The 25,097-nt window shown below is 71.2% G+C and carries 31 protein-coding genes; 22 read left to right on the top strand and 9 right to left on the bottom strand.

The features are described from left to right. The first annotated feature begins 47 nt into the window (after nt 1-47). The 7 genes from OG959_RS17195 to OG959_RS17170 all read left to right on the top strand — a co-directional run bounded on the left by OG959_RS17195 (nt 48) and on the right by OG959_RS17170 (nt 4,793). Nucleotides 48-302, top strand: a complete 255-nt coding sequence (locus OG959_RS17195) for a MoaD/ThiS family protein (RefSeq protein WP_326659407.1) — start codon at nt 48-50, stop codon at nt 300-302. 10 nt (nt 303-312) lie between these two features. Then, entirely contained in the window at nt 313-1,713 is a 1,401-nt protein-coding gene (locus tag OG959_RS17190) for a hypothetical protein (RefSeq protein WP_326659405.1), read from the top strand. A 147-nt stretch (nt 1,714-1,860) separates the two neighbouring features. Beyond that, complete coding sequence (locus OG959_RS17185) at nt 1,861-2,553, top strand: LmeA family phospholipid-binding protein (RefSeq protein ID WP_326659403.1); 693 nt, start codon at nt 1,861-1,863, stop codon at nt 2,551-2,553. A 235-nt stretch (nt 2,554-2,788) separates the two neighbouring features. Then, nucleotides 2,789-2,896: a putative leader peptide gene (locus tag OG959_RS38710; RefSeq protein WP_353961645.1), complete on the top strand. Its 108-nt coding sequence runs from the start codon at nt 2,789-2,791 to the stop codon at nt 2,894-2,896. Between the two features lie 169 nt (nt 2,897-3,065). Continuing rightward, nucleotides 3,066-3,911, top strand: coding sequence for a sulfurtransferase (locus OG959_RS17180; RefSeq protein ID WP_326659401.1), 846 nt, complete (start codon nt 3,066-3,068; stop codon nt 3,909-3,911). Between the two features lie 49 nt (nt 3,912-3,960). Continuing rightward, nucleotides 3,961-4,248 carry a DUF1416 domain-containing protein gene (locus OG959_RS17175; protein WP_018490348.1) on the top strand — a complete coding sequence of 96 codons (288 nt, stop codon included), beginning with the start codon at nt 3,961-3,963 and terminating at the stop codon, nt 4,246-4,248. A gap of 218 nt (nt 4,249-4,466) precedes the next feature. Further along, nucleotides 4,467-4,793, top strand: coding sequence for a DUF3099 domain-containing protein (locus tag OG959_RS17170; RefSeq protein ID WP_326659399.1), 327 nt, complete (start codon nt 4,467-4,469; stop codon nt 4,791-4,793). A gap of 54 nt (nt 4,794-4,847) precedes the next feature. On the opposite strand, the gene OG959_RS17165 is transcribed toward OG959_RS17170, so the two are convergent. After that, entirely contained in the window at nt 4,848-5,210 is a 363-nt protein-coding gene (locus OG959_RS17165) for a DsrE family protein (RefSeq protein ID WP_326659397.1), read from the bottom strand. Between the two features lie 236 nt (nt 5,211-5,446). Here OG959_RS17165 and OG959_RS17160 point away from each other — a divergent pair, with 236 nt between their 5' ends. The 6 genes from OG959_RS17160 to ygfZ all read left to right on the top strand — a co-directional run bounded on the left by OG959_RS17160 (nt 5,447) and on the right by ygfZ (nt 10,215). Beyond that, a complete protein-coding gene (locus OG959_RS17160; RefSeq protein WP_326659395.1) occupies nt 5,447-6,190 on the top strand; it encodes a hypothetical protein in 744 nt (247 codons plus the stop codon). Then, nucleotides 6,187-6,987: a hypothetical protein gene (locus tag OG959_RS17155; RefSeq protein WP_326659393.1), complete on the top strand. Its 801-nt coding sequence runs from the start codon at nt 6,187-6,189 to the stop codon at nt 6,985-6,987. The genes OG959_RS17160 and OG959_RS17155 overlap by 4 nt, the downstream gene beginning before the upstream one ends. Next, nucleotides 6,984-7,856, top strand: coding sequence for a hypothetical protein (locus OG959_RS17150; RefSeq protein ID WP_326659391.1), 873 nt, complete (start codon nt 6,984-6,986; stop codon nt 7,854-7,856). The genes OG959_RS17155 and OG959_RS17150 overlap by 4 nt, the downstream gene beginning before the upstream one ends. 269 nt (nt 7,857-8,125) lie before the next feature. Beyond that, entirely contained in the window at nt 8,126-8,698 is a 573-nt protein-coding gene (locus OG959_RS17145; RefSeq protein ID WP_326659389.1) for an FABP family protein, read from the top strand. A gap of 64 nt (nt 8,699-8,762) precedes the next feature. Continuing rightward, nucleotides 8,763-9,206: a Fur family transcriptional regulator gene (locus OG959_RS17140; protein WP_326659387.1), complete on the top strand. Its 444-nt coding sequence runs from the start codon at nt 8,763-8,765 to the stop codon at nt 9,204-9,206. Nucleotides 9,207-9,249: 43 nt separating this feature from the next. Continuing rightward, nucleotides 9,250-10,215 carry a CAF17-like 4Fe-4S cluster assembly/insertion protein YgfZ gene (ygfZ, locus tag OG959_RS17135; RefSeq protein WP_326659385.1) on the top strand — a complete coding sequence of 322 codons (966 nt, stop codon included), beginning with the start codon at nt 9,250-9,252 and terminating at the stop codon, nt 10,213-10,215. Nucleotides 10,216-10,239: 24 nt separating this feature from the next. Here the strand turns inward: ygfZ and dtd are convergent, their stop codons facing one another. After that, on the bottom strand, nt 10,240-10,689 hold the full coding sequence (gene dtd / locus OG959_RS17130) for a D-aminoacyl-tRNA deacylase (protein WP_326659383.1): 450 nt from the start codon (nt 10,687-10,689) through the stop codon (nt 10,240-10,242). Nucleotides 10,690-10,806: 117 nt separating this feature from the next. Between dtd and OG959_RS17125 the strand changes: the two genes are divergently transcribed. From OG959_RS17125 to OG959_RS17115, 3 genes are read left to right on the top strand one after another with little or no spacing between them, the layout of a single operon-like run. Beyond that, entirely contained in the window at nt 10,807-11,427 is a 621-nt protein-coding gene (locus tag OG959_RS17125; RefSeq protein ID WP_326659381.1) for an RsiG family protein, read from the top strand. Between the two features lie 46 nt (nt 11,428-11,473). Then, nucleotides 11,474-12,502 (top strand): asparaginase, encoded by a 1,029-nt coding sequence (locus OG959_RS17120; protein WP_326659374.1) that lies wholly within the window; start codon nt 11,474-11,476, stop codon nt 12,500-12,502. Nucleotides 12,503-12,558: 56 nt separating this feature from the next. Then, nucleotides 12,559-13,821, top strand: coding sequence for a GNAT family N-acetyltransferase (locus tag OG959_RS17115; protein ID WP_326659373.1), 1,263 nt, complete (start codon nt 12,559-12,561; stop codon nt 13,819-13,821). A 133-nt stretch (nt 13,822-13,954) separates the two neighbouring features. On the opposite strand, the gene OG959_RS17110 is transcribed toward OG959_RS17115, so the two are convergent. Beyond that, on the bottom strand, nt 13,955-14,128 hold the full coding sequence (locus tag OG959_RS17110) for a hypothetical protein (protein ID WP_326659372.1): 174 nt from the start codon (nt 14,126-14,128) through the stop codon (nt 13,955-13,957). Between the two features lie 229 nt (nt 14,129-14,357). On the opposite strand from OG959_RS17110, the gene OG959_RS17105 reads away from it, so the two are divergent. From OG959_RS17105 to OG959_RS17095, 3 genes are all read left to right on the top strand, one after another. Further along, on the top strand, nt 14,358-15,230 hold the full coding sequence (locus OG959_RS17105; protein ID WP_326659371.1) for a winged helix-turn-helix domain-containing protein: 873 nt from the start codon (nt 14,358-14,360) through the stop codon (nt 15,228-15,230). Nucleotides 15,231-15,363: 133 nt separating this feature from the next. Further along, nucleotides 15,364-16,128, top strand: coding sequence for an HAD family hydrolase (locus tag OG959_RS17100; protein WP_326659370.1), 765 nt, complete (start codon nt 15,364-15,366; stop codon nt 16,126-16,128). Between the two features lie 82 nt (nt 16,129-16,210). After that, nucleotides 16,211-17,245 (top strand): phosphotransferase, encoded by a 1,035-nt coding sequence (locus OG959_RS17095; protein WP_326659368.1) that lies wholly within the window; start codon nt 16,211-16,213, stop codon nt 17,243-17,245. A gap of 18 nt (nt 17,246-17,263) precedes the next feature. On the opposite strand, the gene OG959_RS17090 is transcribed toward OG959_RS17095, so the two are convergent. Continuing rightward, nucleotides 17,264-18,040, bottom strand: a complete 777-nt coding sequence (locus OG959_RS17090; RefSeq protein ID WP_326659366.1) for an ABC transporter permease — start codon at nt 18,038-18,040, stop codon at nt 17,264-17,266. Then, entirely contained in the window at nt 18,033-18,986 is a 954-nt protein-coding gene (locus OG959_RS17085) for an ATP-binding cassette domain-containing protein (protein ID WP_326659364.1), read from the bottom strand. Before OG959_RS17085 ends, OG959_RS17090 begins: the two co-directional genes overlap by 8 nt. 59 nt (nt 18,987-19,045) lie before the next feature. Here OG959_RS17085 and OG959_RS17080 point away from each other — a divergent pair, with 59 nt between their 5' ends. Continuing rightward, a complete protein-coding gene (locus OG959_RS17080) occupies nt 19,046-19,885 on the top strand; it encodes a TetR/AcrR family transcriptional regulator (protein WP_442805585.1) in 840 nt (279 codons plus the stop codon). Nucleotides 19,886-19,921: 36 nt separating this feature from the next. Next, nucleotides 19,922-20,596 (top strand): TetR family transcriptional regulator, encoded by a 675-nt coding sequence (locus OG959_RS17075; protein WP_326659359.1) that lies wholly within the window; start codon nt 19,922-19,924, stop codon nt 20,594-20,596. Nucleotides 20,597-20,617: 21 nt separating this feature from the next. Here the strand turns inward: OG959_RS17075 and OG959_RS17070 are convergent, their stop codons facing one another. From OG959_RS17070 to OG959_RS17055, 4 genes are all read right to left on the bottom strand, one after another. Beyond that, nucleotides 20,618-21,076, bottom strand: a complete 459-nt coding sequence (locus OG959_RS17070) for a DUF2199 domain-containing protein (RefSeq protein WP_442805748.1) — start codon at nt 21,074-21,076, stop codon at nt 20,618-20,620. Nucleotides 21,077-21,200: 124 nt separating this feature from the next. Beyond that, nucleotides 21,201-21,722, bottom strand: a complete 522-nt coding sequence (locus tag OG959_RS17065) for a pyridoxamine 5'-phosphate oxidase family protein (protein WP_326659355.1) — start codon at nt 21,720-21,722, stop codon at nt 21,201-21,203. A 39-nt stretch (nt 21,723-21,761) separates the two neighbouring features. Beyond that, complete coding sequence (locus tag OG959_RS17060) at nt 21,762-23,225, bottom strand: MFS transporter (RefSeq protein ID WP_326659353.1); 1,464 nt, start codon at nt 23,223-23,225, stop codon at nt 21,762-21,764. A 119-nt stretch (nt 23,226-23,344) separates the two neighbouring features. Beyond that, complete coding sequence (locus OG959_RS17055; protein ID WP_326659351.1) at nt 23,345-23,833, bottom strand: MarR family winged helix-turn-helix transcriptional regulator; 489 nt, start codon at nt 23,831-23,833, stop codon at nt 23,345-23,347. Between the two features lie 147 nt (nt 23,834-23,980). Here OG959_RS17055 and OG959_RS17050 point away from each other — a divergent pair, with 147 nt between their 5' ends. Then, entirely contained in the window at nt 23,981-25,096 is a 1,116-nt protein-coding gene (locus tag OG959_RS17050; protein WP_326659349.1) for a DUF4037 domain-containing protein, read from the top strand. Nucleotide 25,097 lies beyond the last annotated feature (1 nt).

Genomic DNA, 25,097 nt, shown 5'->3' with positions numbered 1-25,097 from the left:
ATGGACAGCCGACGCGTGAGCTGACGCGAGACGAGAGGAGTGCCGCCATGCCTGCGGGAACCATCCGCTACTGGGCAGCTGCCAAGGCCGCGGCCGGAACCGCGGAGGAGCCGTACACCGCTGCGACGCTCAAAGAGGCGCTCGACGCGGTCCGCGTGCGGCACCCCGGCGAGCTGAGCCGCGTACTGCAAAGGTGTTCGTTCCTCATCGACGGTGACCCCGTCGGGACCCGGAGCCATGAGACCGTACGCCTTGCCGAGGGCGGCACGGTCGAGGTGCTCCCGCCGTTCGCAGGAGGGTGAACCGCAGAACATGAGCAGCAGCGATCAGCAGCAGCCGTACCCGCAGCAGCAGCCGCCATATCCGCAGCCGCAGTATCCGTACGGGCAGGAGCCGCAGCAACAGCAACAGCAGCAGTCTTACGGGGACCCCGCGTACGGCGACGCCTCGTACGACGGTCAGGCGTACTCCGGGCAGGCCTACCCGGGCCAGGGATACGCCGACCAGGCCCAGGCGTACACCGACCCCTCGTACGGGCAGCAGGCGCCCTACGCGGGCGGTGCGGCGCCGTACGGGACGCCGGGCGGGTACGACGCACACCCGCCCCAGCAGGCCGCCCCCTACCCGCAGGAGGGCTCCCCCGCCCCGCAGGCGCAGCCCGGGACCGGCTGGCCGACCGGGGACCAGGGGGTCACCCAGACCTGGGAGGGCCAGACCTGGGACACGCAGTACCAGCCGACGATCCGGCCCACCGAGCCCGCAGGCCCTGTGCCGCCCGCCGCTCCTGTGCAGGCCGCCGAGGAGACCGCGTACCTGGCGCCGGTGCAGGGTGCGTCCGGCTCCTACCCGCTGCCTCCCGAGGCCCAGGCCGCTCCCGCAGCGCCCGCCCCGGCCCCCGCGGCCCCCGCGCAGGGCGAGGACGGCTACAGCGCGCCGACCACCCTGGGCAACAGCCGCATCACCGACGCCCAGCGGGCCCGCGCCGAGGGCCGTTCGCCGGTCATCGCGCCCGGGATGCAGCCGGCCGCGATCACCGCGGGACTCGGGCTGCTCCTCGCGCTCGGCGCGGCCGTCGGGCCGTACGCCCTCGTCGTCCCGCTGGTGCTGCTCCAGGCGGTGACCGCGGCGGGATGGTTCCGGCTCAACGGCATGTGGCCGGCCCGGCAGGGCATCGCGCTCGCCTTCGCCGGCGGTCTCGTCGCCGATGTGGCACTGCTCGCGGCCGGCCGGGAGAACGGTCCGGCCGCGATCCTGGGCACCCTCGGCATCTGGGTGCTCCTCACCGTCGTGCTCCAGCTGCGCAGCCGGGCCGGCGCCGACGAGCGGATGCAGGGGCTGATGGCCACGGTCGCCTCGGCCGCGCTCGCGGTGCTCGCCACCGGCCACCTCGCGGCCGTCCCGGACGCCGTCACGGCCGGCGGTGTGGCCGTCGCCGCGGCGGTGCTCGTCCGGGCGCTGCCGCTGCCCGGACCGGCCTCGGTCGTGGCGGCGCTCGTCGTCGCCGCGGGTGCCGGTGCGGTGGGCGGTGCCGTCACCGACCTGGGGGTCAAGGGCGCGCTGCTCGGCCTCGCGGCCGGCGGCTGTGCGCTGATCGGGCTGCGGGTGGCGAGCTATGACTACCCGTCACGCTTCGTGCACATGACCGCGGGTGTGGCCCTGCCGCTCACCGCGGCCGCCCCGGCCGTCTATCTGATCGGGCGCGTGATCGCGTAGCCCGTACCGCGTCACCCGGCCTGCCGAAGCCCTCCACGGGGAACCGTTGGGGGGCTTCCGCACGTCGATCACCCGGGGCGTGACGTGTGGCCGCAGTAGGCTCACGACGCCAGGGATCCGATGGATGTGGCGCGGGGGAGGACAGGCATGCGTGCACTGCGAATACTGCTGATCGTCGTGGTGGTTCTGGCCGGGGTGTTCATCGCGGTGGACCGTGCGGCGGTGTACTTCGCAGAGTCGGAGGCGGCGGACCGGGTGGTGGTCTCCGGGGCGCGGACCGGGTCGACGGACGTCTCCATCAAGGGGTTCCCGTTCCTCACCCAGGTCGCCGGATCGGAACTCGACGAGGTCGACGTGAAGGTCACCGGGATCGAGGCGACCGCCGGCGGCCGTGTGCTCCGGATCAGCAGCATGGAAGCCGAACTGCACCAGGTGCGGCTGACCGACGGCTTCTCCGGCGCCACGGCCACCCGGGCCAGTGGGACGGCCGTCATCTCGTACCAGGACCTGACGAAGGCCGCCGACGGTGTCGTCGTCGAGTACGGCGGCAACGGCAAGGTGAAGGTCACCGGCACGGTCACCGGCATCCCCGTCGTCGGCGCGGTCACGCGCAGCGTCCTGTCCACCGTCACCCTGGTCGACGGCCACACCGTGCGGGTGCACGCGGACAAGGTGCCGGGCGAGGGGATCCCCGGCCTCGAAAAGCTCGTACGCGAGAAGATCGACTTCGAGCGCGAAGTGGGCAAACTGCCGAACGGCCTGAAGCTGGAGAAGATCCAGCCGACCGCCGCCGGGCTGGAGATCTCCGTGACGGGCACCGACGTACGCCTCGCCGGATAACTCCCGCCCCGGCCGGGTAGAGGGGCTCCTGGGCGGAGCCATGCCCCCGGACGGACCGCACCGCCACATACTGAGACGATGGAGTCCGTTCCGCAGATGCCCGACGCGCCGCGTGGGCCGGACGGCTGCCTCCAGGTGCCCGCGACCTCGATCGCGTCTCATACTCCGGACGATCGTGTCTCAATATGCGACACAACGGTGACATGTCCGCCCGTACGTCCCTACGATCGGTCCCATGCAGTGCTCTATTAGCGGTCTCCCGCAGCGGGGACAGGCGGATCTCACGAAGCGGCGGGCAGTGGACCTGTGCCGCGTCGCCGCCATGCTCTGTCGCACTGTCTGAGCGGGATCCGTCGGATTTCCCGCATTCCCGGCCCTTCGACCGCTCGTCGGGGCCATCCCGCGTGGCCCCCGTGCACGCGCCGAACCCGCGCCGCGTACATCCGGATCACCACGCACCATCGCGTACCACTCGCATCATCCCGCCGCAGACTGCCCCGGAGGAGAACAGAATGAGCCGCAGTGACGTCCTGGTAGACGCCGACTGGGTCGAGGCCCACATCGACGACCCGAAGGTCGCCATCGTCGAGGTCGACGAGGACACCTCCGCGTACGAGAAGAACCACATCAAGAACGCGATCCGGATCGACTGGACCAAGGACCTCCAGGACCCGGTCCGCCGTGACTTCATCGACCAGGCCGGCTTCGAGGAGCTGCTGTCGAACAAGGGCATCGGCAACGACACCACGGTCGTCCTCTACGGCGGCAACAACAACTGGTTCGCGTCCTACGCGTTCTGGTACTTCAAGCTCTACGGCCACCAGGACGTCCGCCTGCTCGACGGCGGCCGCAAGAAGTGGGAGCTCGACTCCCGCGACCTGGTCGACGGCGACCAGATCCCGTCCCGCCCGGCCACGCAGTACAAGGCCCAGCCGCAGGACGAGTCGATCCGCGCCTACCGCGACGACGTCGTCAAGGCCATCGGCAGCCAGAACCTGGTCGACGTGCGCTCGCCCGACGAGTTCAGCGGCAAGCTGCTCGCCCCGGCCCACCTCCCGCAGGAGCAGTCGCAGCGCCCCGGCCACGTGCCGAGCGCCCGCAACATCCCGTGGTCGAAGAACGCCAACGACGACGGCACCTTCAAGTCGGACGACGAGCTCAGGGCCCTCTACGAGGCCGAGCAGGTCGACCTGTCGAAGGACACCATCGCCTACTGCCGCATCGGTGAGCGCTCCGCGCTCACCTGGTTCGTGCTGCACCAGCTGCTCGGCCAGGAGAACGTCAAGAACTACGACGGTTCGTGGACCGAGTACGGCTCCCTCGTGGGCGTGCCGATCGAGCTCGGCGCCAACAAGTAACCCGTACGACCTGGACCAGCACGACCCCCGACCAGAAGGACAGAACGCCATGTGTGGAGCAAAGGCCGGCGGCCCCGACGCTTCGACGATCAAGCCCGGTGAGACCACCATCCAGGGCAGCGTGACCCGCGACGGCGAGCCCGTCACCGGCTACGTCCGCCTGCTGGACTCGACCGGCGAGTTCACCGCCGAGGTCCCGACCTCGGCGACCGGACAGTTCCGCTTCTACGCGGCCGAGGGCACCTGGACGCTGCGCGCCCTCGTCCCCGGCGGCAGCGCCGACCGCACGGTCGTGGCACAGACGGGCGGCCTCTCCGAGGTGGCCATCGCCGTCTAGCGGCAGCTTGCTGTCACGGTTCTGCCGATGACCGGCCGAAGGGCCGTACCCCAGGGGGTTGGACGCCGCCTGCAACGGGGTGCGGCCCTTCGTGCCGTCCGGGCGGAACCCGGCGAGGTGCCGGACCGGCCGGGCGGGCGGGAAACGGTGCCGGCCGGGCGTGCAGGCGGTGCTGTCCAGAACCGGCCGGGCGGGCCGATCGGGCCTACGCTGGATGCATGTACCGCCGACGCCGGCGCGCCTACTTCGTGATGATGGGGATCTGTCTCGTCCTCTTCGTCTCCGCCTGGGCCTTCGTGAGGCTCTGGTCGATGCCCGCCGCCATCGCGATGTGCGTGGTCGCGATGGTGATCCCGCCCGTCGCGGCGATGGTCGCCAACCGGAAGGGCCCGGAGGACCGCTGGTGGGACGACCCCGCCGCCACGCCGCCCCGGCCTCCATCCCGGCCGCACGTGCGTCTGGACAAGGGCGAGGCGACCGGTGACCCGGAGTCGGACGCGTGGTGGGACGAGCTCGACGGGAAGAAGCGCCGCCCCCGCCCGTGAGGGTCCGGTGCGCAGCTGTCTCTCACTGGACCGGCGCGCGCCTGCCCGTCCGGATCAGTAGACGAGCGCCTGGACGCCGTCGGCCATGATCTCGCTGACGAAGACCTGCGCGCCGGCGATCCGTACGCCCTCCAGGACGTCCTGCTCGGTGATGTCCCGGCGGGCCGCGCACTGGGTGCAGAGCGTGATCTGTCCGCCCGCCTGAATCGACTCGATCAGATCCGGCAGCGGCGCGGCGTGCGGGAGTTCGAACTCGGCGGCACGCCCCGGGAGCGCGAACCAGGCGGATTCCCCGGTCAGCCAGAGCGAGACCTCCACGCCGCTGGCGACGGCGACCGCCGCGACGGTGAAGGCCTGGGAACAGCGCTCGGCGGAGTCGGCACCTGCGGTCACCTTGATCACGAGCTTCTTCGGCATATGCCGAACTGTAATCCCCGGCCGCACAACCTCGTTGAGGCCTGGCGGGTCAGTGCTGTGCGCAGATAACGGAATCTGCGCCTCAGGTCTCGTGGGGGGGACCCCTTTTGAATCCGAAAGACACCATTCCTGACGGGCAGGCCGAGCCTCCCGTGCAGGTGGAGGCGCCGGAACAGGTAGTTCCGGAAGCAACTTCCTCGGAAGCGCCCGCACCACTCGTCACACCCGCACCACTCATGGCTGCCAAGCGGCGTCCGCGCGGCCGGACGACGCTGATCATCGCCGCAGCTGCGGTCCTGGGCATCGCGGCCGGCACCGCCGTCGGCTACGGCGTGCAGGCCGACCGCGCCCCGACCCCGCTGACCGCGCTCTCGCAGCCGGATCTCGCGTACCCGGCGAAGGCGCTGCCCGCCGATCAGGTGCCGGACCCGCTGCCGGCATCGCAGGACCGCCAGGTCCGTACGGACGGCGATCTGCGCAAGCTGCTCATTCCGCGGCCGGCGGGCTGGAGTGAGAACGAGGACATGACGCAGATCCAGGACGGCTGGGTCGGAGTCGAGGACTACGCGCTCGACTTCAAGGACGAGGCCTACATGTACGGCAACTTCCTCGCGGCCGACATCCGCCGCATCGCGGCCACTTCCTGGAAGAAGAGCGCGCACCGCGTGGCCGGCATCCGGCTTGTGCAGTTCCGCTCGGGTGTGGACTCCTCGGCAGCCGCCCACGCCGAGGACCAGCGCGCGTACATGCCCGGGGACGCCAACGGCGCGGGCAACGAGGGCGATGCCCTCAAGGGCAGCGGCAGCGGTCGCTACTACCTCTACAAGGTGGTCCGGAAGGCCGGCTACATGCCGCAGTACCGGGCCAGGGCGATCTTCCACCACGGCGACGTGATGGTCGACATCAACCTGTTCGACACCGTGCCGATCAGCAAGAAGGACATCCGGACGCTGGCCGAGCGACAGCTGGAGCGCCTGTGAACGACGACCTGACCGAACTCGCGCCCGAACCCGTTCCGGCGCCCGTTCCCGCGCCGAGGAGCCGGGCCCGCCGGATCGTCCTCGCGGCCGTCCCCGTCGTGCTGGTGCTCGCCGCCGTCGCCGGTGCGGCGACGTACACGAAGATCACCGTCGACCGCGCGGACCGGACGGCCGGGACCAGCCTCTGGCAGAAACCGGTGAACACCGGAGGCAAGGACCCGGCAGGAGACTTCGCGCGGGGCAGGTTCTCCACCGCGCTCAGCAAGCTGCTGCTGCCGGTCCCGAAGGACTACCGGCTCGGTCCGGACATGGGGGAGCTCGGTAACGACAGTGAGCTCAGCGGCCGGGCGGCCGCCGCGGAAATGAAGGCGGGCGGCCGGGGGCTGGCCGGCAAGCAGCGCCGGGAGCTGGAGAAACGGATCGACAAACTGCACATCCAGGGTCTCGCCGCCCGGTCGTACGCGGCGGAGGCGAACGACCTGGTGATCAACACCCAGCTGGTGCGGATGAAGGACCGGAAGGCGGTCAGGGACATGTACCGCTTCCAGACCGGTCTCTTCGGCGCGCTCGACGTTTTCAGGGACGGACCGGAGATCACCGGCCACACGAAGAACGCCAGGTGCTTCCGGGCGCCCGAGGACAAGAGCGAGCTCGATTCGCTGTACTGCGTCGCGTACGACGGAGAGGTGCTGCTCAGCTTCTCGGCGAGCGGGACCGAGCCGTTCGACACGTCGGGCATCGCCCTGCTGGTGATGGACCAGCTCGACCACATCAAGTCCCCGGGGGAGTACGTATGAGCGAGCAGACGGCCGCACCGGCCGCCGCCACCGAGCCGGCCGCCACCGAGCCGGACGTGGCGCCCCCGCCCATGCCGGAGCTGCCGCCCACGCCGCCCGCGCCGCCCCGGCCCCCGCGCCGGATCCTGCGGGCCGTGGCGCGCTGGACCGTCGCCGTGCTGGTGCTCGGCGGTGTCGGCGCCGGTACGGCGTACGAGATCACCGCGATGGAGCGCACCGATGTACCGGGCCTCGCCACCGAGAGCGACGGCCGCTGGGAGTACCCCCGGCTGAGCCTGCCCGCGCTGCCGGCGGGCAGGCCGCGCCCCTTCAACGACGACAACACGGCCGAGATCCACTACGCCGACCTGCGGGAACTGCTGCTCCCGGCCCCGGCCGGAGCCACGGTGGACAAGAAGCTGGCGGGCGGCTGGGTGAGCACCCGGCAGTTCGTGTCCGAGTACGAGAAGGAGTACCGGGAGGACATCGCCGCCACGCTGCGCGACGGGGCGCTGCGCCACATCGCGGCGCGCGGCTGGACCATGCCGGACGGCACGTCGAGCCGGGTCTATCTGCTCCGGTTCAACTCGACGGCCTTCGCGCAGGCGTTCCTCGACGACCGGTACATCGGAGGGTCGGCGGGCGACCCGCTGGCCGGTGCGCCCGACCCCGATCTCGACGAGTCGTGGGCGGGCGAGGGGAAGGTGGCGGGAACGAAGGCGTACGTGTTCGCCGAAGCGAAGCCGTTCGGCGCCGCCCAGGTCCGGCAGAGCTATCTGGCGGCCGGCGACACCGTCGCCCTCATCGTCCAGTCCCGCAAGGGGGGCGGGGGAACGCCACGCGTGCCCTTCCACCAGACCGTGATCCTGCAGAACCAGCTGCTGGGCTGACCGCTCCGCGGCACGCCCCGAACCGGCGGGCCGGGACCCCACCCATTAGGCTGGGGCCCGGCCCTGTACTGCCGCCATACCGCTCGTTCAAGGAGCCCCCGTGCTTGAGGCATTCTTCTCCGCCCTGCTGGTCCTGGTCTGCGTCGGCGTTCTCGCCTTCGCCGGCTTGACCGTGAAGAAGCTGTACCAGGGCCAGCGCTAGCCCTTCGTGGCCCCGGCGTCCGCCACTCCACCCTCCGCTTCCGCCTCACAGATCGATTGAGCCGTTCATGATCGAGATCCCGTCCGACCTCCACCCGGACCTCGTCCCGCTGGCCTTCCTGCTGGGCAACTGGACGGGCGCGGGGGTGTCCGACTTCCCCGGCGCCGAGAAGTGCAACTTCGGCCAGGAGGTCTCCTTCCGCCACGACGGCCGGAACTTCCTGGAGTACGTCTCGCACTCCTGGGTGCTCGACGCCGAGGGCAACAAGGTCAGGCCGCTGGAGTCCGAGTCGGGTTACTGGCGCATCGACAAGGACCGCAAGGTCGAGGTCGTCATGGCCCGCGACCAGGGCGTCATCGAGATCTGGTACGGCGAGCTGGCCGACCAGAAGCCGCAGATCGACCTGGTCACCGACGCGGTGGCCCGGACCGCGGCCTCCGGCCCGTACAGCGGTGGCAAGCGGCTCTACGGCTACGTGAAGAGCGACCTCATGTGGGTGGGCGAGAAGTCCACGCCCGAGGTCGAACTGCGGCCGTACATGTCGGCGCACCTGAAGAAGGTCGTCACCCCGGAAGAGGTCGCGGCGATGGCGAAGAGCCTCGGCGACCTGCCGGACGACGGGATCGCGTTCTTCAAGTAGCCCACGAGGCGCTTTTCCGGCGGACAGCCGGGTGACGGGCCGGCCCGGATCTACACTGGAGCCTGTGGTGAGCACCGACTGGAAGACCGATCTTCGGCAGCGCGGCTACCGGCTGACGCCGCAGCGGCAGCTTGTCCTGGAAGCCGTGGACACGCTGGAACACGCGACGCCCGACGACATCCTGTCCGAGGTGCGCCGGACCGCGTCCGGAGTGAACATCTCCACCGTGTACCGGACCCTGGAGCTCCTGGAGGAGCTGGATCTGGTCAGCCACGCCCACCTGGGCCACGGAGCCCCGACGTACCACCTGGCCGACCGCCACCACCACATCCATCTGGTCTGCCGGGACTGTACGAACGTCATCGAGGCAAATGTCGACGTCGTCGCCGAGTTCACCGAGAAGCTGCGCGGCACGTTCGGCTTCGAGACGGACATGAAGCACTTCGCGATCTTCGGCCGCTGCGCCGACTGCACGGCGAAGTCGGCCGCACCGGACCCCGCTCCCTGATCCGGCCTGATCCGAAGACAGCCCTTGGTCGTACGCTGGTCGCATGAAGAGCCCCCTGCTGTCCCTGCCCGGCGCCGTCCCCGCCGAGGGTCGCGACGAAGGCGTCGCCGCGCACTACGGCGACCTGTTCCGCGAGCAGCGAGCCCTCGCCGACGGCTCCGGTCTCGTCGACCTCTCGCACCGAGGGGTCGTGACCGTCACCGGGAGCGACCGGCTGGCCTGGCTGCACCTCCTGATCACCCAGCACGTCAGCGAACTCGCCCCGGGCCAGGCCACCGAGTCCCTGATCCTCACGGCGAACGGGCACATCGAGCACGCCCTGTATCTCGTCGACGACGGCGAGACCGTGTGGATGCACGTCGAGCCGGACACCCAGGGCGAGCTGATCGCCTATCTGGAGTCGATGAAGTTCTTCTACCGCGTCGAGGTCGCCGACCGTACCGAGGACTACGCGGTCGTGTACCTGCCGGCCGGTTCCATCGCGGAGGTCCCCGACGGTGCGACCGTGCGGGAGACGCCGTACGGCCGCGATCTGTTCCTGCCCCGCGAGGGTCTGGAGGCGTACGCGGCGGCGCACGGCCCGGCCGCCGGGGTGCTGGCCTACGAGGCGCTGCGCGTCGAGGGCCACCGCCCGCGGCTCGGCTTCGAGACGGATCACCGCACCATCCCGCACGAGCTGGGCTGGATCGGTACCGCCGTCCACCTCCAGAAGGGCTGCTACCGGGGCCAGGAGACGGTGGCCCGGGTGCAGAACCTTGGCAAGCCGCCGCGGCGCCTGGTCTTCCTGCACCTGGACGGCAGCGAGGTGCTGCTGCCGGGGCACGGCACCCCGGTGCGGCTGGCCGCGGACGGGGCGGAGGGCCGTCAGCTCGGCTTCATCACCAGTTCCGCCCGCCACCACGAGCTGGGGCCGATCGCCCTGGCCCTGGTGAAGCGGAACGTGGCGGTGGACGCGGAGCTGCTGGCGGGCGACACGGCGGCGGCCCAGGAGACGGTCGTCGAACCGTAGGGGTCCGCCGGCGTACCCGCCGGCTCAGACCTCGACGATGACGGTGAACGGGCCGTGGTTCGTGAGCGAGACCCGCATGTCCGCTCCGAACCGGCCCGTCTCCACGTGAGCGCCCAGGGCCCGCAGCTGGGCCACGACCTCGTCGACCAGCGGCTCGGCGATCTCGCCGGGAGCCGCGGCGTTCCACGTGGGCCGGCGGCCCTTGCGGGCATCCCCGTAGAGAGTGAACTGTGAAATCACCAGAAGTGGTGCATTCACATCGGAGCAGGACTTCTCGCCCTCCAGGATGCGGACCGACCACAACTTGCGGGCGAGCTGGGCCGCCTTCTCCGCGGTGTCGCCGTGAGTCACTCCCACCAGCACACACAGGCCCTCGCCGACGATTTCGCCGACGACCGCCGAACCGCCGCCCTCGCCCCCGGCGTCCGCCACCGTGACGCTCGCACCGTCCACCCTCTGTACCACTGCACGCATACAGACCAACCTATCTTGGGCTGAACGGGTACAGAGCATCTCCACGGGACCCCTCGGAGTGGCACCATGCACGGGAGGCGGTGTGCCGACGCACCGGTCGAGGGGATGGACACAAGCATGAGCATGCATGGAACCGGGCAGTCCCCGGGCGCGGTGCCGGTCGCGCGCCCCGGCGTCAACAGCAAGGCCTCTGTGGGTGCGAGCACCATGCGCCCACCCGTGCAGCGGACCGGGCACGGCTTCGAGGACGGGGCCGCGGCCCCGCTCGATCTGCGTGCCCTGCGGCTGCCGGAGCTGCGCGCGCTGCGGAGGGACGCGCAGCGGGACGAGGCGGACCTCAGCTATGTGCGGCGGCTCGTCCAGGGGCGCATCGACATCCTGCGGGCCGAGCTGGCGCGGCGGCGGGACCCGGAGTCCCCCGTGGTGGACCGGCTCTCGGAGATCCTCGCGGACACCCCGTCGCTGCACCGCTCCTCCGCACGCCACGTCACGCTGAGCACGCCGCGCAGCGACGAGTACCGGAAGCTGGCGGCGGAGACGCTGGCCGAGGTCGAACTCTCCGACCTCGACGCCCGGACGGACGAAGAGCTGCACACCGCGATGGGACGCCTGGTCCGCTACGAACAGCAGGTGTCCCGGCGCCGCTCCCGGCTCCAGCGCACCGCGGACGATTGCGGTGCGGAGATCGCCCGCAGGTACCGTGACGGGGAAGCACAAGTAGACGACCTGCTCGCCTGAAGCGACCCTTCCGGGGGCGGGTCCCGCCCGTCCCCGGAAGGCCACCATGACCTCCAGCGCAGCCCCGTCGTCCCCGTCCGGCATATCGGACAACCTGTCCGGTGGCACCTCCGACGGAATATCCGGCCGGGCCCCCCTTCTGCCCGTGCTGGCCGAGGTCGTCCGGTCCGGCTTCGTCGAGGGGCACCATCGGGGCTCCCTGGTCGTCCTGGCCGCGGACGGCAGCGTGGAGATGTCCCTGGGAGATCCGGCGGCCCCGGTCTTCCCGCGCTCCTCCAACAAGCCGATGCAGGCCGCCGCGGTGCTCCGGGCCGGCCTCGACCTGTCCGGCGAGCGGCTGGCACTGGCCGCCGCGAGCCATTCGGGTGAGGGCTTCCACCTCGATCTCGTACGCAAGATGCTCACCGAGCACGGGCTGTCGACCGGCGACCTGCAGACCCCGCCCGATCTGCCGCTGGACCCGGTGGAGGCGGAGACGTACCTGGCGGCGGGCCATGTCCGGGAGCGGATCACGATGAACTGCTCGGGCAAGCACGCGGCGATGCTCGCGGTGTGCCTGCACAACGGCTGGGACACCGCCACGTATCTCGATCCCTCCCACCCGCTCCAGCAGCTGGTCCACCGGGTCGTCGAGGAGGCGGCGGGCGAGCCGGTCGCCGCGGTCGGCACGGACGGCTGCGGCGCCCCGCTGATGGCGCTGTCGCTGGTGGGCCTCGCGCGGGCGTTTCGTACGTTCGTCACGGCGGAGCAGGGCACGGCGGAGCGCCGGGTGGCGGACGCGATGCGCGCCCATCCCGAGTACGTGGCCGGCACCCGTCGCCCCGACACCTGGCTGATGCGGGAGGTGCCGGGGACGCTGTCCAAGATGGGCGCCGAGGCGGTCCAGGCGGTGGCGCTGGCGGACGGCCGGGCCCTGGCCTTCAAGATCGACGACGGTTCGACCCGGGCACTCGGCCCCGTACTGGCCCGTGCGCTGGGTCTGCTCGGCGTCGACGCCCCGGTGGTGTCGCGGATCGGCCGCGCGCCACTGATGGGCGGCAGCGCGGAGGTCGGGGAGATCCGGGCGGCGTTCTGAGGGGGCCGCCCGAAAAGCCGGAGACATCTGCGGCCCCGGTGTTTAGCGTGAGGCGGATGAGCACTCATGGCACCCTCGACATCCGCCCCGTCACCGAGTCCGAGCTCCATGACTGGCTGCGCGCCCTGAACACCGGTTTCCTGCGCGCGCCGACACCGTCGGACGAGGAGGTGAGGGGGCGTCTGCCGTACCTCGACCTGACGCGCACGCAGGGAGTGTTCGACGAGGGGCGGTGCGTGGCGACGTTCCGGTCGTTCGCGCAGGAGCTGACGGTCGTCGGCGGTGCCACGGTGCCGACGGACGCGGTCACCAACGTCACGGTGTCGCCCACGCACCGGCGTCGCGGGCTGCTCTCGCGGATGATGGCCACGGACCTGGCGGCGGCGAAGGAGCGCGGCGACGTGGCCGCCACGCTGATCGCCGCCGAGTACCCCATCTACGGGCGGTACGGCTTCGGGCCGGCGGCCTGGACGACCGAGTGGGAGGTCGACGTCCCCCGGACGGGCCTCGACCCGCACGGCCGGGTTCCGTCGGCCGAGGACGGCGGCCGGATCGACCTGGTGGACGGCGCGGAGGTACGGAAGCTGGGCCCGGCCCTGCACGACCGGCTGCGGACCCGGCAGCACGGGGCGGTGAGCCGCGGCGAACGCTGGTGGGACCTCAGTACCGGCGAGGTCCTCTTCCCGAACGACCCCTGGACCGAGCCGTTCTACGCCGTCTACCGGGGGCCCGACGGCAGCGTCGACGGCCTGCTGGTCTACCGTGCCGACGACCACTGGGGCGACGCCAAGCAGCCGCTGAACCGGGCGACGGTACGCAGTCTGATCGCGGTGACCCCGGCGGCGGAGCGGGCACTGTGGCACTTCCTCTGCTCGGTCGACTGGATCTCCACGATCCGCACCGGCCACCGCGCCCCCGACGACCTGCTCCCGCTCCTCCTCCCGGACCCGCGCGCGGCCCGTGTGGTGACGCACGCGGACTTCATGTGGGTGCGCATCCTGGACATCGTCCGCGCGCTGGAGGCCCGCACCTACGCGGTACCCGGCTCGCTGGTCCTGGACATCCACGACCCGGCCGGCCTCACCGCGGGCCGCTTCCACCTGGACGCCACCCCGGACGGCGCCACGTGCACCCCGACGACACGGTCGGCCGATCTGGCCATGGACGTACGCGAGTTGGGGACGCTGTACCTGGGCGACGAGTCACCCCTGCGCCTGGCGGCCCTGGGCCGTGTCGAGGAACTGACCCCGGGGGCGGCGGCCCGGGCGGACGGGGTGCTGCGGGCGGGGCGGCGGGCCTGGTGCCCGGATGTGTTCTAGGGCCGGTCGTCAAACTGCCGTCGTCGCCCGAAGCGCGGCAGACGGCAGTTTGACGACAGGCCCTAGCTAGGGTCCGGCCCGCCCCTGCGGTCACGGGACGGTTCGATGACCCACGGACAGCGTTGCGCGCAAGTCACTGCCCGTCGGGCAGGGGGCAGATCAGGAGCGCGAGGGTCACGCACCCCATGGTCAGGCACTTGTCGTTGCCGAGCTTGATGCCGACGGCCGTGAGAGTGAAGCCCACGCTTCCCAGGACGCCGAGTTTCCACTGCAGGAACTGCTCCAGGGCAAGGGTGATCCAGGGCATGGCGGTCCCTCCTCAGGAGGTGGTGAGCGGAGAGGCTCGGGGAATCTGCCGATGCGCGAGCAACACCCGTACGACGGTGGACGGGTGAGCGAAAGGTGCTGTGCTCAGACGGCGTGCCGGATCCTTGCGAGGTCGCGACAAGCTAAGAGAGTTGTTCCCAGTTGGCGCCATCTCTAAAACAACTCTCCGACAACTCCCTTTTGATGGTGTGAAGTTGTAGCGTTCCGTTGTGACCCCAGAACGCACAGCGATGAACGGCAGCCGTAAGCCCTCGCCGGAGGACGTGGCGGATGCGCTGCGGACACGTATCCGCACCGGGGAGCTGAAGCCGGGAGACTCCCTGCCCACCCAGGCCACCCTGGCCGGTGAGTTCGGCATCGACCGGAGTGTGGTCCGGCAGGCGTTGCAGCGCCTTCAGGGGGACGGCCTGCTGACCGCCGTCACCCGGGGGGCTCCGCCAAAGGTGGCGAGCCTGCCGGGGACCCGGGCGCCCCAGCAGACGGCGGCGGTGCTCGGGGCCAGGATGCTGAAGGCCTTCACCCGTGACGACGTACGTATCGACGCGCTCTGCCTGACGGCGGAGTCGCTCGTCCACGCGCTGTCGGAGTCGCTGACCCGGATCACGACGGGGGAGCTCAGGCCGGATTCGGTGAAGCTGCGGGTACTGCTCCCCGACCGCGAGATCGACCTGGCCTTTCCGCGTCGAGCCGAGCCGGTTGAAGGCGACGAGGCGGTGCACGACCGCTGGCTGGACAACCGAAACCTTCAGGCGAAAGCGCTGCTGCAGCGACTCGAAGCGGTGCGCAGCACCAGTGCGCTGACTATCGGCGTGGAGATGCGGGCGATGCCCTTCACTCCACCGGTGAAGCTCTACGTGCTGAACGGGGAGGAGGCGTTGTTCGCGTACTACACGGTGGAGGAGCGCGAGGAGGTGATCAAGGGTGCGCCCACCCAGATCTACGACGCGCTGGGGAGCCTCTCGACGCTCTTCCGCTTCGAAAGTTCGGCCGGTGTGAGGGATCAGCAGTTCGTGGCGCAGTCCGCGGAGTGGTTCGAGGGGCTGTGGAACACCATTGCGACTCCGGTGGTCCTGGATGACTGACACGGAGTGCCCCGAATTGTCTTCGCAGCTCCGGTGATTGAGGGGCGGAGCCCGCTGTCGTGCCCCGTTCCTGAGGGCAGTATGGAGAGTGGAAGCCTTCGGCAGCCTTCTGCCTCCCGACGGACGGAGCGATGTGACCGACCCGCAACCGAGGGAGTTGCAGGCCCTCTTCGCGTCCGCCAAGTGTGTGTTCTTCGATTTCGACGGGCCGGTGTGCGGGCTCTTCCATCGGCACAGTTCCGTCAGGATCGCTGACCTTCTGGTCGGTGAACTGGCGGCCGGCGGGGGTGATCCGGCCCTGGTGGAGGAGCCTGGCGTCAGGGGCGATCCACTGGCCGTACTGAAGACCGTGGCCGGCGCCGGTCTGGGCCGTGAGATGGTCGCGCGACTGGAGTTCCTCCTCGCGAAGGAGGAGTTCGAGGCGGCGTGGAGCGCCGAACCGACCGATGGCGCGTACGACCTCGTAGCACTCCTGCACGAGGCGCAATACGAGCTGGCGGTGACGACGAACAACTCCGCCGAGGCGGTGGAGCGTTACCTCGAGAAGCAGGGCATGAAGCGCTACTTCGGCAGCCATATACACGGCCGGGCGCCCGGTGACCCCGGGCTGCTGAAGCCGCATCCGGACTGTCTCGACCGGGCGCTGAAGTCGACCGGGTGGACCGCGGCCGATGCTCTGATGATCGGGGACTCCCCGGCCGACCTCGAGGCCGCCGGGGCGCTCGGCATGCCCTTCATCGGATATGCGAAGAACCCCGACAAGAAGAAGGCACTCGGTGCCGGGGTGGTCGTGCAGGAGTTGCGGACGCTGACGGACGCGCTGAGAGTCTCCTCAGTCGATCAGCGCGAGGGGGTCCGGGGAACGGCGCCGCATCACTGGTTCATCAAACCCGGGTGACATCGCCGTGACGCGGCCCTTGCCGCGCGGCGGCGCCAGTAGTCTCCCCCTCAGGGCTCCGTACCACCGAAGGCACCGATACATGGGATCCAGGCTGACCGCCGCCGATCAGACGATCGAAGGCCCGCTCAGGGGGCATCACCACAAGACCTATGTGATCCCGCTGCCCGGACGCGCCGGACGCTACAAACTCCGGGAACCGCGCAGGGGCGTGCTCTGGTTCGACCGGCGGTGCTTCGCGTCGGAGGAGGAGCTGCTGCGGGTCCTGGCCGGGCAGGTGTCGCGCATCCCCGGGATCGTCGAGGTCGAGCCCGGGGTGCTGATCCAGGGCTTCATCGAGGGACGCACGCTGGGCCACGGAGTGCTCCCGAGCAAGGCCTTGTCCGAGCGGCACCGAGGTCAGCTCGGAGCCCTCTTCGGGGAGCTCACCTCGTTCGACGTGCGTGCGATCGAGGCGCAGCGCGTCTGCGACGGGGCCGATCTCCCGCTGGACGGGGACTCCCACGCCTTCCTCACACGGCTGATCCGCTTCACGGAGGACCGTGTGTACCGGGAGCACGGCGCCCCGTACCACGCCCTGTTCAAGGATCTCGGGGTGCGGGAAGGGGCGCTGGACGAGCTGGTGCGGCGGGCCGAATCACTGACGGAGCGAGCGTTCGCGCTGGTCCACGGGGATCTGCACCGGCGCAACCTCATCGTCGACGGGGCCGGTGACCTGTGGACCATCGACTGGGAGCTCGCCATGATCGGGGACCCTCTCTACGACCTGGCCACGCACCTCCATCTGATGCGGTACTCGCGGAAGGAGGCCGGCCGGGTCGGCCGGGACTGGCGGCGGGCGGTCGAGGAGAGGCGTCCCGAGTGCGTCAAGGGCTGGGACACGGATCTGCCGGTGCTGCTCGCGTACAAGCGGGCGCAGTCGGTCTACACGGACGTGATCCGGGCCGCAGTGGCGCTCGGTGGCCCGGACGGCCGCCCGAACCGGCGGCAGTTGCCCCGGCTGGCCTGGCGGATCAAGGGGGCGCTCGACGCGGCGCGCGAGCCCCTCGGGCTGACGGCCGAACCGAGCGTGCGCGAGGTGATCGGCGCCTACAACCGGTGGCTCCGCACCCGATGAAGGGCGTGACCCCCACCCTCACCGTGTCCGCACCCTGAACAGCACCCCCGACAGTCCGATCGCCACCAGCAGCAGCCCCCCGGCCCAGGTCAGCGCGATCCAGGGGGCGTTGCCCGCCGGCTGGTTCAGGAGGAGGGCGCGCAGGGACTCGATGGCCGGGGTGACCGGCTGGTGGTCGGCGAAGCCGTGGAGCCAGGAGGGCATGGAGTCGACCGGGACGAAGGCGCTGCTCGGGTAGGGCAGGAACGACATCAGGAAGGTGAATCCACCCGCCGCCTCGGGGGTCTTGGCGAGCAGGCCGATCGCCGCGGACAGCCAGGACAGCGCGACGATGTAGGCGAGCAGGACGGCGAGTGCGGTGAGCCAGCCGGTGGGGGTGGCGGTGGGGCGGAAGCCGATCAGGAGGGCGACGCCCAGGACCACCGTGGTGGAGACCAGGTTCCGCGCGGTGCTCGCGGCGACATGGCCGGCCAGGATGGCGGCGCCGCCGATGTCCAGGGAGCGGAGGCGGTCGATGATGCCGTTCTTCATGTCCTCGCTGACTGCCACGGCGGTGCTCGCGGAGCCGAAGCCCGCGCACATGAGCAGGACGCCGGGGACGACGTAGGTGACGTACGAGGTGTGCGGGACGCCGGTGTCGATCGCGCCGCCGAAGAAGTAGACGAAGATCAGCATCAGCAGGACCGGCAGCATCAGCGCGGTGATGAGCGCGTCGGTGTTGCGCCGGCTGATCCGCAGTGAGCGGCCCGCCATGGTGCCGGCGCGGGCGAGGGGCGCGGTGAGGGTTTCAGACATGGGCGGTCCGGGTCTCCTTCGTCGTGGTCAGGGCCAGGAAGACGTCGTCGAGCGTGGCGCTGTGCAGGGAGAACCGTTCGATCGCCGTCCCGGCCGGGTCGATCTCGTCGAGCAGCGCCCGGACATGGGCCGCCGAGCCGTCCGTCGGCAGGCCGAGGGTGAGCGTCGCGGGTGCATGGTGCACCGCGCGGTGGGTGAGGCGGAGGTAGGCCGCCCGGTCGGCCAGGACCACGTCGAGGCGGTGTCCCGCTACGCGGGCCTTCAACGAGTCCGCGGTGCCCTCGGCGACCTTCCGGCCCCGGTCCAGGACGGCGATGCGGTCGGCCAGCCGGTCGGCCTCCTCCAGGTACTGGGTGGTGAGCAGGACCGTGGCTCCGTCGGCGGCGAGTTCGCGGACGACCTGCCAGAGTTCCTGACGGCTGCGGGGGTCGAGGCCGGTCGTCGGCTCGTCCAGAAAGAAGACCTCGGGCTGTGGGCTGCCGACCAGACCGGCCGCCAGGTCGAGCCTGCGCCGCATGCCGCCGGAGTACGTACGGGCGGGGCGGCGGGCCGCCTCGGTGAGGCCGAAGCGTTCGAGGAGTTCGGCGGCGCGGCGGCGGGCGTCCGTGCGGGAGCGGCCGGCCAGCCGGGCCATCATGCGCAGGTTCTCCTCGCCGGTCTGGGCCTCGTCCACGGCGGCGTACTGGCCGGTCAGGCTGATCGCGCGGCGTACCCGGCTCCGGTCGGCGACGACGTCGTACCCGGCGACGCGGGCCGTGCCGCTGTCGGCCGCGGTGAGTGTGGCCAGGATGCGGACGACGGTGGTCTTGCCCGCGCCGTTGGGGCCGAGCAGGGCGAAGACGGTGGCGCGGTCCACCCGTAGGTCGATGCCGTGCAGGACGGGTGGCGCGGATCTTCCGTACGACTTGGTGAGGCCGTGGGCCTCGATCATGGCGGGTGATGGCATGACCCTCCCCTTCTGCGTATGTAGTACACGTTAATGTGTAAGGGTTACGCATAACTAGGATGGGCGTCAAGGGAAGGTGGGTTCAGGTGACGCAGGAGAACGGTTCGCCGGGCGGTACGGGCCTGCCGGCCAGCATCGAGGCCGCCTGGGGGCTGCGGGCGCGCCCGGTGAAGGGGCCCAAGCCCGGGCTGAGCCTGGAGCGCATCGTGGACGCGGCAGTCGCGGTGGCGGCGGCCGAGGGGCTGGGCGCGGTGTCCATGGGGCGGGTCGCCAAGGACCTCGGCGCCTCGACGATGTCGCTCTACCGGTACGTGGCCGCCAAGGACGAGCTCTTCGTGCTGATGCAGGAGGCGGCCATGGGCCCGCCGCCCCCGCTGCCCGCCCTTGAGGAGAACGCCGGCTGGCGCGAGGCGCTCTCGCAGTGGGCCGGGGCGATGCGCCGGGTCTACCACGCCAACCTCTGGATGCTCCGCATCCCCATCGTCGGCCCGCCCGCCAGCCCGAACTCCGTCGCCTGGTGGGAACAGGGACTTCAGGCCCTCGCGGGTGCCGGTCTGGACGCGGGCGAGGAGATCTCCGTCATCCTTCTGGTCAGTGGTTTCGTGCGGAACGAGGCCCTGCTGATGGGGGATCTCGACGCGGCCGTCGAGGCCCGCGGCGTATCGGAGGCGGAGGTCATGGAGGGCCACGCCCGTACGTTGGGCCGGCTCGTCGACCCCGTGCGCCACCCCGCGCTCTCCCGGTTGATGGCGACCGAGGGCATGTGGGCGCCGGACGAGCCCGACCACGAGTTCACCTTCGGTCTCGAACGGGTGCTTGACGGCGTCGGCGTACTGATCGGATCGCGTGCGCGAGAGCACGGAACGAAAGCCTCCGGAACGGGACCGGACGGCGGCTGACGTCAAGTTCGCTTGAGGTCGGAGGCGTTACTCTTCATGGTCATGAGCGGAGAGAAGCCCGGCCCCCGGACGGCAGCCGACGCGGCGGAGGGCGGGGACGCGGCCGCGCCGATGAGCCTGCGTGAGCGGAAGAAGCGGCTGACGTATCAGGCGGTCTCCGACGCTGCGATCGCGTTGTTCCTGGAGCGTGGCTTCGACAAGGTCTCGGTGGCGGAGATCGCGGCCGCGGCCGACATCTCCAAGCCCACGCTGTTCCGCTACTTCCCGGCCAAGGAGGACCTGGCCCTCCACCGGTTCGCCGACCACGAGGACGAGTCCGCGCGGGTCGTCGCCGGCCGTGCGGAGGACGAGTCCCCGCTGGACGCGCTGCGGCGCCACTACCTGGACGGTCTGGAGCGGCGCGACCCGGTCACGGGCCTGTGCGACGTGCCGCAGGTGCTGGCGTTCCACCGGCTGCTGTACGGGACGCCGTCCCTGGTGGCCCGGCTCTACGGATACCAGAGCCGCTCCGAGGCCGCCCTCGCCCGTGTCCTCGGCGACAGGGCGGCGGACCGGCTGGCCGCGGGCCAGATCATCGCGGTCCTGCGCATCCTGTCCCTGGAGAACTGGCAGCGCATCAGCGAGGGCCGGAGCGCGGACCAGGTGTACGCGGACGCGGTCGAGGCCGCCGAGCAGGGCTTCGCGCAGCTGCGGTCGGGGCTGGAGGCCTGATACCCGGCGCTGTGGAACGCCCTATCGGCTGTCCTCGGCGTGCTGCACCGCCTCGGCTATCTCACGGACCCGGTCGAGCGTGATGCCGGTGCGCTGTTCCACGGCCAGCGGGTGATCGGTGGGCTCCAGCTCGATGAGCGGGCGCCGGCCGATCGGGCGGGTGTGCGCGTTGGTCTTGAGGTTGGTCGTACGGGGGGTGTAGAGCCCCAACTCGGTGGTGAGCCAGCCGAAGTACGGCTTCTCGGACTCCCGGCCCGGGGTCTCCCACACATCGAGGGCGCGGGCGAAGTTCTCCCGGCTCAAGGACACCCAGACACCCCAGGAGAACGGCTCCGGGCTGCCGGCCACGGGTATCTCGATCAGGCCCTTGATGAAGTAGTGCTCGTGTCTGACGATGCACTGGTCCGTCGAGAGCATGCTGTCGGGGTCGCTCTCCAGGCTCGCGTCCCAGACGTCGGGCGCCATGGTCGAGTACCCCATCGGGAGTTCCGTGTGGTGTTCGCCGCAGCGGGAGCAGGTGTAGCCGGGGTCGGTAGCCATGGGCGGGATCCTAGAGCCTCCGCTTGTCGCGCACATGGCCCCGGTGGGCCGTCGCCGCCCGCACTCAGTCCGCGGCGGGGATGTCCAGCGCCGTTCCGTACAGCCGCGAGACCCGGATCCGGATCACCACGCGCCGGTCCGCGACCACCTGCGCCAGGAAGGCCGCCTCCTCGGCCGGGTCCTCGAAACCGGGTGTCAGGGAAAGGAGTTCGCGGCTGACCGCGTCACCGGGCACGGCCGCCGGCGCGGACACCTCCGCCTCGCCCTCGGCGACCGCGAACGAGAACACGTCCTGGCCGCGCACATGCAGCGCCGCGTGCGGATCGCTGCGCAACTGGCGCGGCTTGAGGCGGTCGGCGGTGCTGGAGACACGCACCACGCGCTCGTCGGCGTCCCAGGCGTACAGCACCGTCGTCAGGTGGGGATGCCCGGTGCGCCGCACGCTCGCGAGGACGCCGAACCGCTGCTCCGAGAGCAGCCGGGACAGTTCCGCTTCGGTGAGCACGCGCGGGGCGGGGCCCGCGCCGGGGCCGGACTCGGGCGCGTTCTCGGTGGGAGTGGCGGGGGTGGCGGAGTGCGTGGTCATGGGGTCCGTCCTTCGGCCGGCCGGCTGGGTGGGGTGGGGTCAGGCGGAGGGGGTGGTGGCGGTCGCCCGGTCCGGCCGTCCGAGGACCGTGAGCGCGACGAGGAAGGCGGTGGCGAGCAGTCCGGTCCCGACGGCGAACGCCAGGTGGTAGCCCCCGGTCAGCGCCTCGGCCCGGCTGCCGCCCGCCGCGAGCAGCGTGTCCGTACGGGAGGCCGCCAGCGTGGAGAGGACGGCGACGCCCATGGCCATGCCGATCTGCTGGGTGGTGTTGAACAGGCCGGAGGCGAGCCCGGCGTCCTCCTCGCCCGCCCCCGACATGCCGAGCGTGGTCAACGCCGGGAGAGCGAGGCCGAATCCGGCGGCGAGGAACATCACGGGAAGCAGATCGGTGGCGTAGTGCGCGTGGACCGGGAGCCGGGTGAGGAGGCCGAGCATCCCGATCAGCAGGGCCAGTCCGAGGAGCAGGACGTTGCGGTCGCCGAACCGTGCGCCCAGCCGGGCCGAGATCCCGAGCGACACCGCGCCGATGACCGCGGCCGCCGGCAGCATGGCGAGGCCGGTGGCGGTGGCCCCGTGACCGAGGACCCGCTGCAGGTACAGCGCGACGAGGATCTGGAACGAGAACAGCGCGGCCACCATGAGGATCTGGACCAGGTTGGCTCCGGCGACACTGCGTGAGCGGAGGATGCGCAGCGGCAGGAGCGGGGCGGTGGCCGTGGCCTGCCGGACGGCGAACGCGGCGAGCAGGGCCAGGGCGAGGGCGCCCAGGCCGAGGGTGTGCGCCGACAGCCACCCGTACGACTCGACCTCGACGACGGAGTAGATGCCCAGCATCACGCCTCCGGTGACCAGGAGCGCGCCGATCGCGTCGGCCCCGGCCGCGATGCCGGGGCCGCGGTCGGCGGGCAGGACGCGCACCGAGACGAGGAGTACCGCGAGGCCGATCGGCAGGTTGATGAAGAAGATCCAGTGCCAGCCGAGCGCGTCCGTGAGGACTCCGCCGAGCACCTGGCCGATCGAGGCCCCCGCCGCACCGGTGAAGCTGAACACGGCGATGGCCCGGGCCCGTTCGCGGCTCTCCGTGAAGAGGGTGACGAGGATGCCCAGGCCGACCGCGGAGGCCATGGCACTCCCCGCGCCCTGGAGGAAACGGGCGGTGACGAGCAGGGCGGGGGAGCCGGCCGCCCCGGCCAGTACGGAGGCGGCGGTGAAGACCGCGGTGCCGGCCAGGAACATCCGCCGGCGGCCGAGGAGATCGCCGAGCCGACCGGAGAGCAGCAGCAGACCGCCGAACGCGATCAGGTAGGCGTTGACGACCCAGCTGAGGCCGGCGGGTGTGAACCCGAGGTCGTTCTGGATGGCGGGCATCGCCACCGTCACGATCGAGCCGTCGAGCACGGTCATCAGCAGACCGGTGGCGATCACGCCGAGGGCGAGACGGCGCGAACGGGCCGCGGGGGAGGGGGTGGTGGGTGCGGGAGCGGTGGGTGCGGTGGCAGACATCGGGCTCTCCTGTCGGTGGGTGCGACAAGAGAGAACGTAGCAGATAGTTTTGTTGCAGACTATTTCTTTCGGTTCTGTTTTCTGTGGATGGTGCGGCCCGTGGTGTCGGGTGGTGCCGCCTACTTCTGGCTCTGGCGGGCCCGGCGGGCCGCTCGCGGATGCTCGGCGGGGGCGGCCAGATGCTCGCCGGCCAGCTGGTTCAGGGCGCGCAGGAGAGCCTCCCGGCCGGTCCGGGGCAGGCTGCTCAGGGTCGCCTCGTGCACCCGGTCGACGATCTCCTGGCTCTGCGCGGCGAGTGCGGCGCCCCGCTCGGTGACGGCGATGATCCGTGCCCGCCGGTCCTGGCTCGAGGGCCTGCGCTCGGCGAGCCCGGCACTCTCCAGGGCGTCCACCGTCACCACCATCGTGGTCTTGTCCATGTCGCCGATCTCGGCGAGCTGGATCTGGGTGCGCTCCTCCTCCAGGGCGTGGACCAGGACGCAGTGCATGCGCGCGGTGAGGCCGATCTCGGCGAGCGCCGCCGACATCTGGGTCCGCAGGACGTGACTGGTGTGGTCCAGGAGGTAGGAGAGGTCCGGTGCGGTGCGGGTGGGTGCCATGGCGGTCATGTCCGTCAGCCTAACAATTCGGTCTGTGGCGGATCGTCTGCAAACGGACTTGTCTCGCCTTCGCGGGCGCGCGGCCGCCGGCCGGCGGCCGGCAGGCCCGGGTGATATTCGTTGGCCGACCGCTTCCGCTGCCCGCACAGTGGCCGTATGACCTCTGCCGAAGCCGCGTTCCTGCCCGGCCTGGAACTCTCCCGGATCCTGTACGAGGAGGCGGTGCGGCCCGTCCTGGACGACGCGTTGCCCGGCCTGCCGTACGCCGCCGCGCGGATCGGCCCGGGGTCGGAGGTGCTCGGTTTCGACACCGCACGGTCGGCCGACCACGACTGGGGCCCGCGCCTGGACCTCTTCCTGGCGCCGGACGACGCCGCGGCCCACGGCGGGACGATCCGGCGACTGCTGGCGGACCGGCTGCCGAAGGAGATCCGCGGCTGGCCCACCCATTTCCGCCCGGCCGCCGACCCGCTCGACCCGGTCGGCCACATGGCGGCGACCGACGGCCCCGTCAACCACCGCGTGGTCGCGCACGACACCGGCGCCTGGCTCACCCAGGAGGTCGGCCTCGACGCCTCGACCACGGAACCGGGCGTACGGGACTGGCTCGCCATGCCGCAGCAGAGGCTCGCCGGAGTCACCGCCGGCGCGGTGTTCCACGACGGCCCCGGCCTCCTCACCACCGCACGCGCCCGACTGGCCCGCTACCCGGAGCAGGTGTGGCGCTATGTCCTGGCCTGCCAGTGGCAGCGGATCTCCCAGGAGGAGGCGTTCGTCGGGCGCTGCGCCGAGGTAGGTGACGTACTTGGTTCGGCCGTCGTCGCGGCCCGTCTGGTGCGGGACCTCATGCGGCTCAGCCTGCTGCTGGAGCGGCGCTTCCCCCCGTACAGCAAATGGCTGGGCAGCGCGTTCGCCCGGCTGGAGGCGGCCGGGGAGCTGATGCCGTCACTGCGCGGAGTGCTGGCGGCGACGGACCACCCGGAGCGTGAGCGGCTGCTGTGTGCCGCGTACGAGGCGGTGGCGATCCGCCAGAACGCGACCGGCCTGGTCGATGCGGTGGACCCGGCGCCGCGCCCCTACCACGGCCGTCCGTACCTCGTCCTGCACGCGGAACGCTTCGCCCGCCCGCTGGCCGACTCGCTCACCGACCCGGACCTGCGCGGTCTGCCGCTGACCGGGGTCGTCGACCAGTGGGCGGACAGCACGGACCTGCTCATGGGGAGGGACGGGGACGCGCTGAGGGCAGCGAGTGCGGCGGTGTCCGGACGGTGAG

Origin of the sequence: Streptomyces sp. NBC_00385, from assembly GCF_035917155.1 — a bacterium.
Classification (GTDB): Bacteria; Actinomycetota; Actinomycetes; order Streptomycetales; family Streptomycetaceae; genus Streptomyces; species Streptomyces poriferorum.
This window is presented reverse-complemented; position numbering and strand designations above follow the sequence as displayed.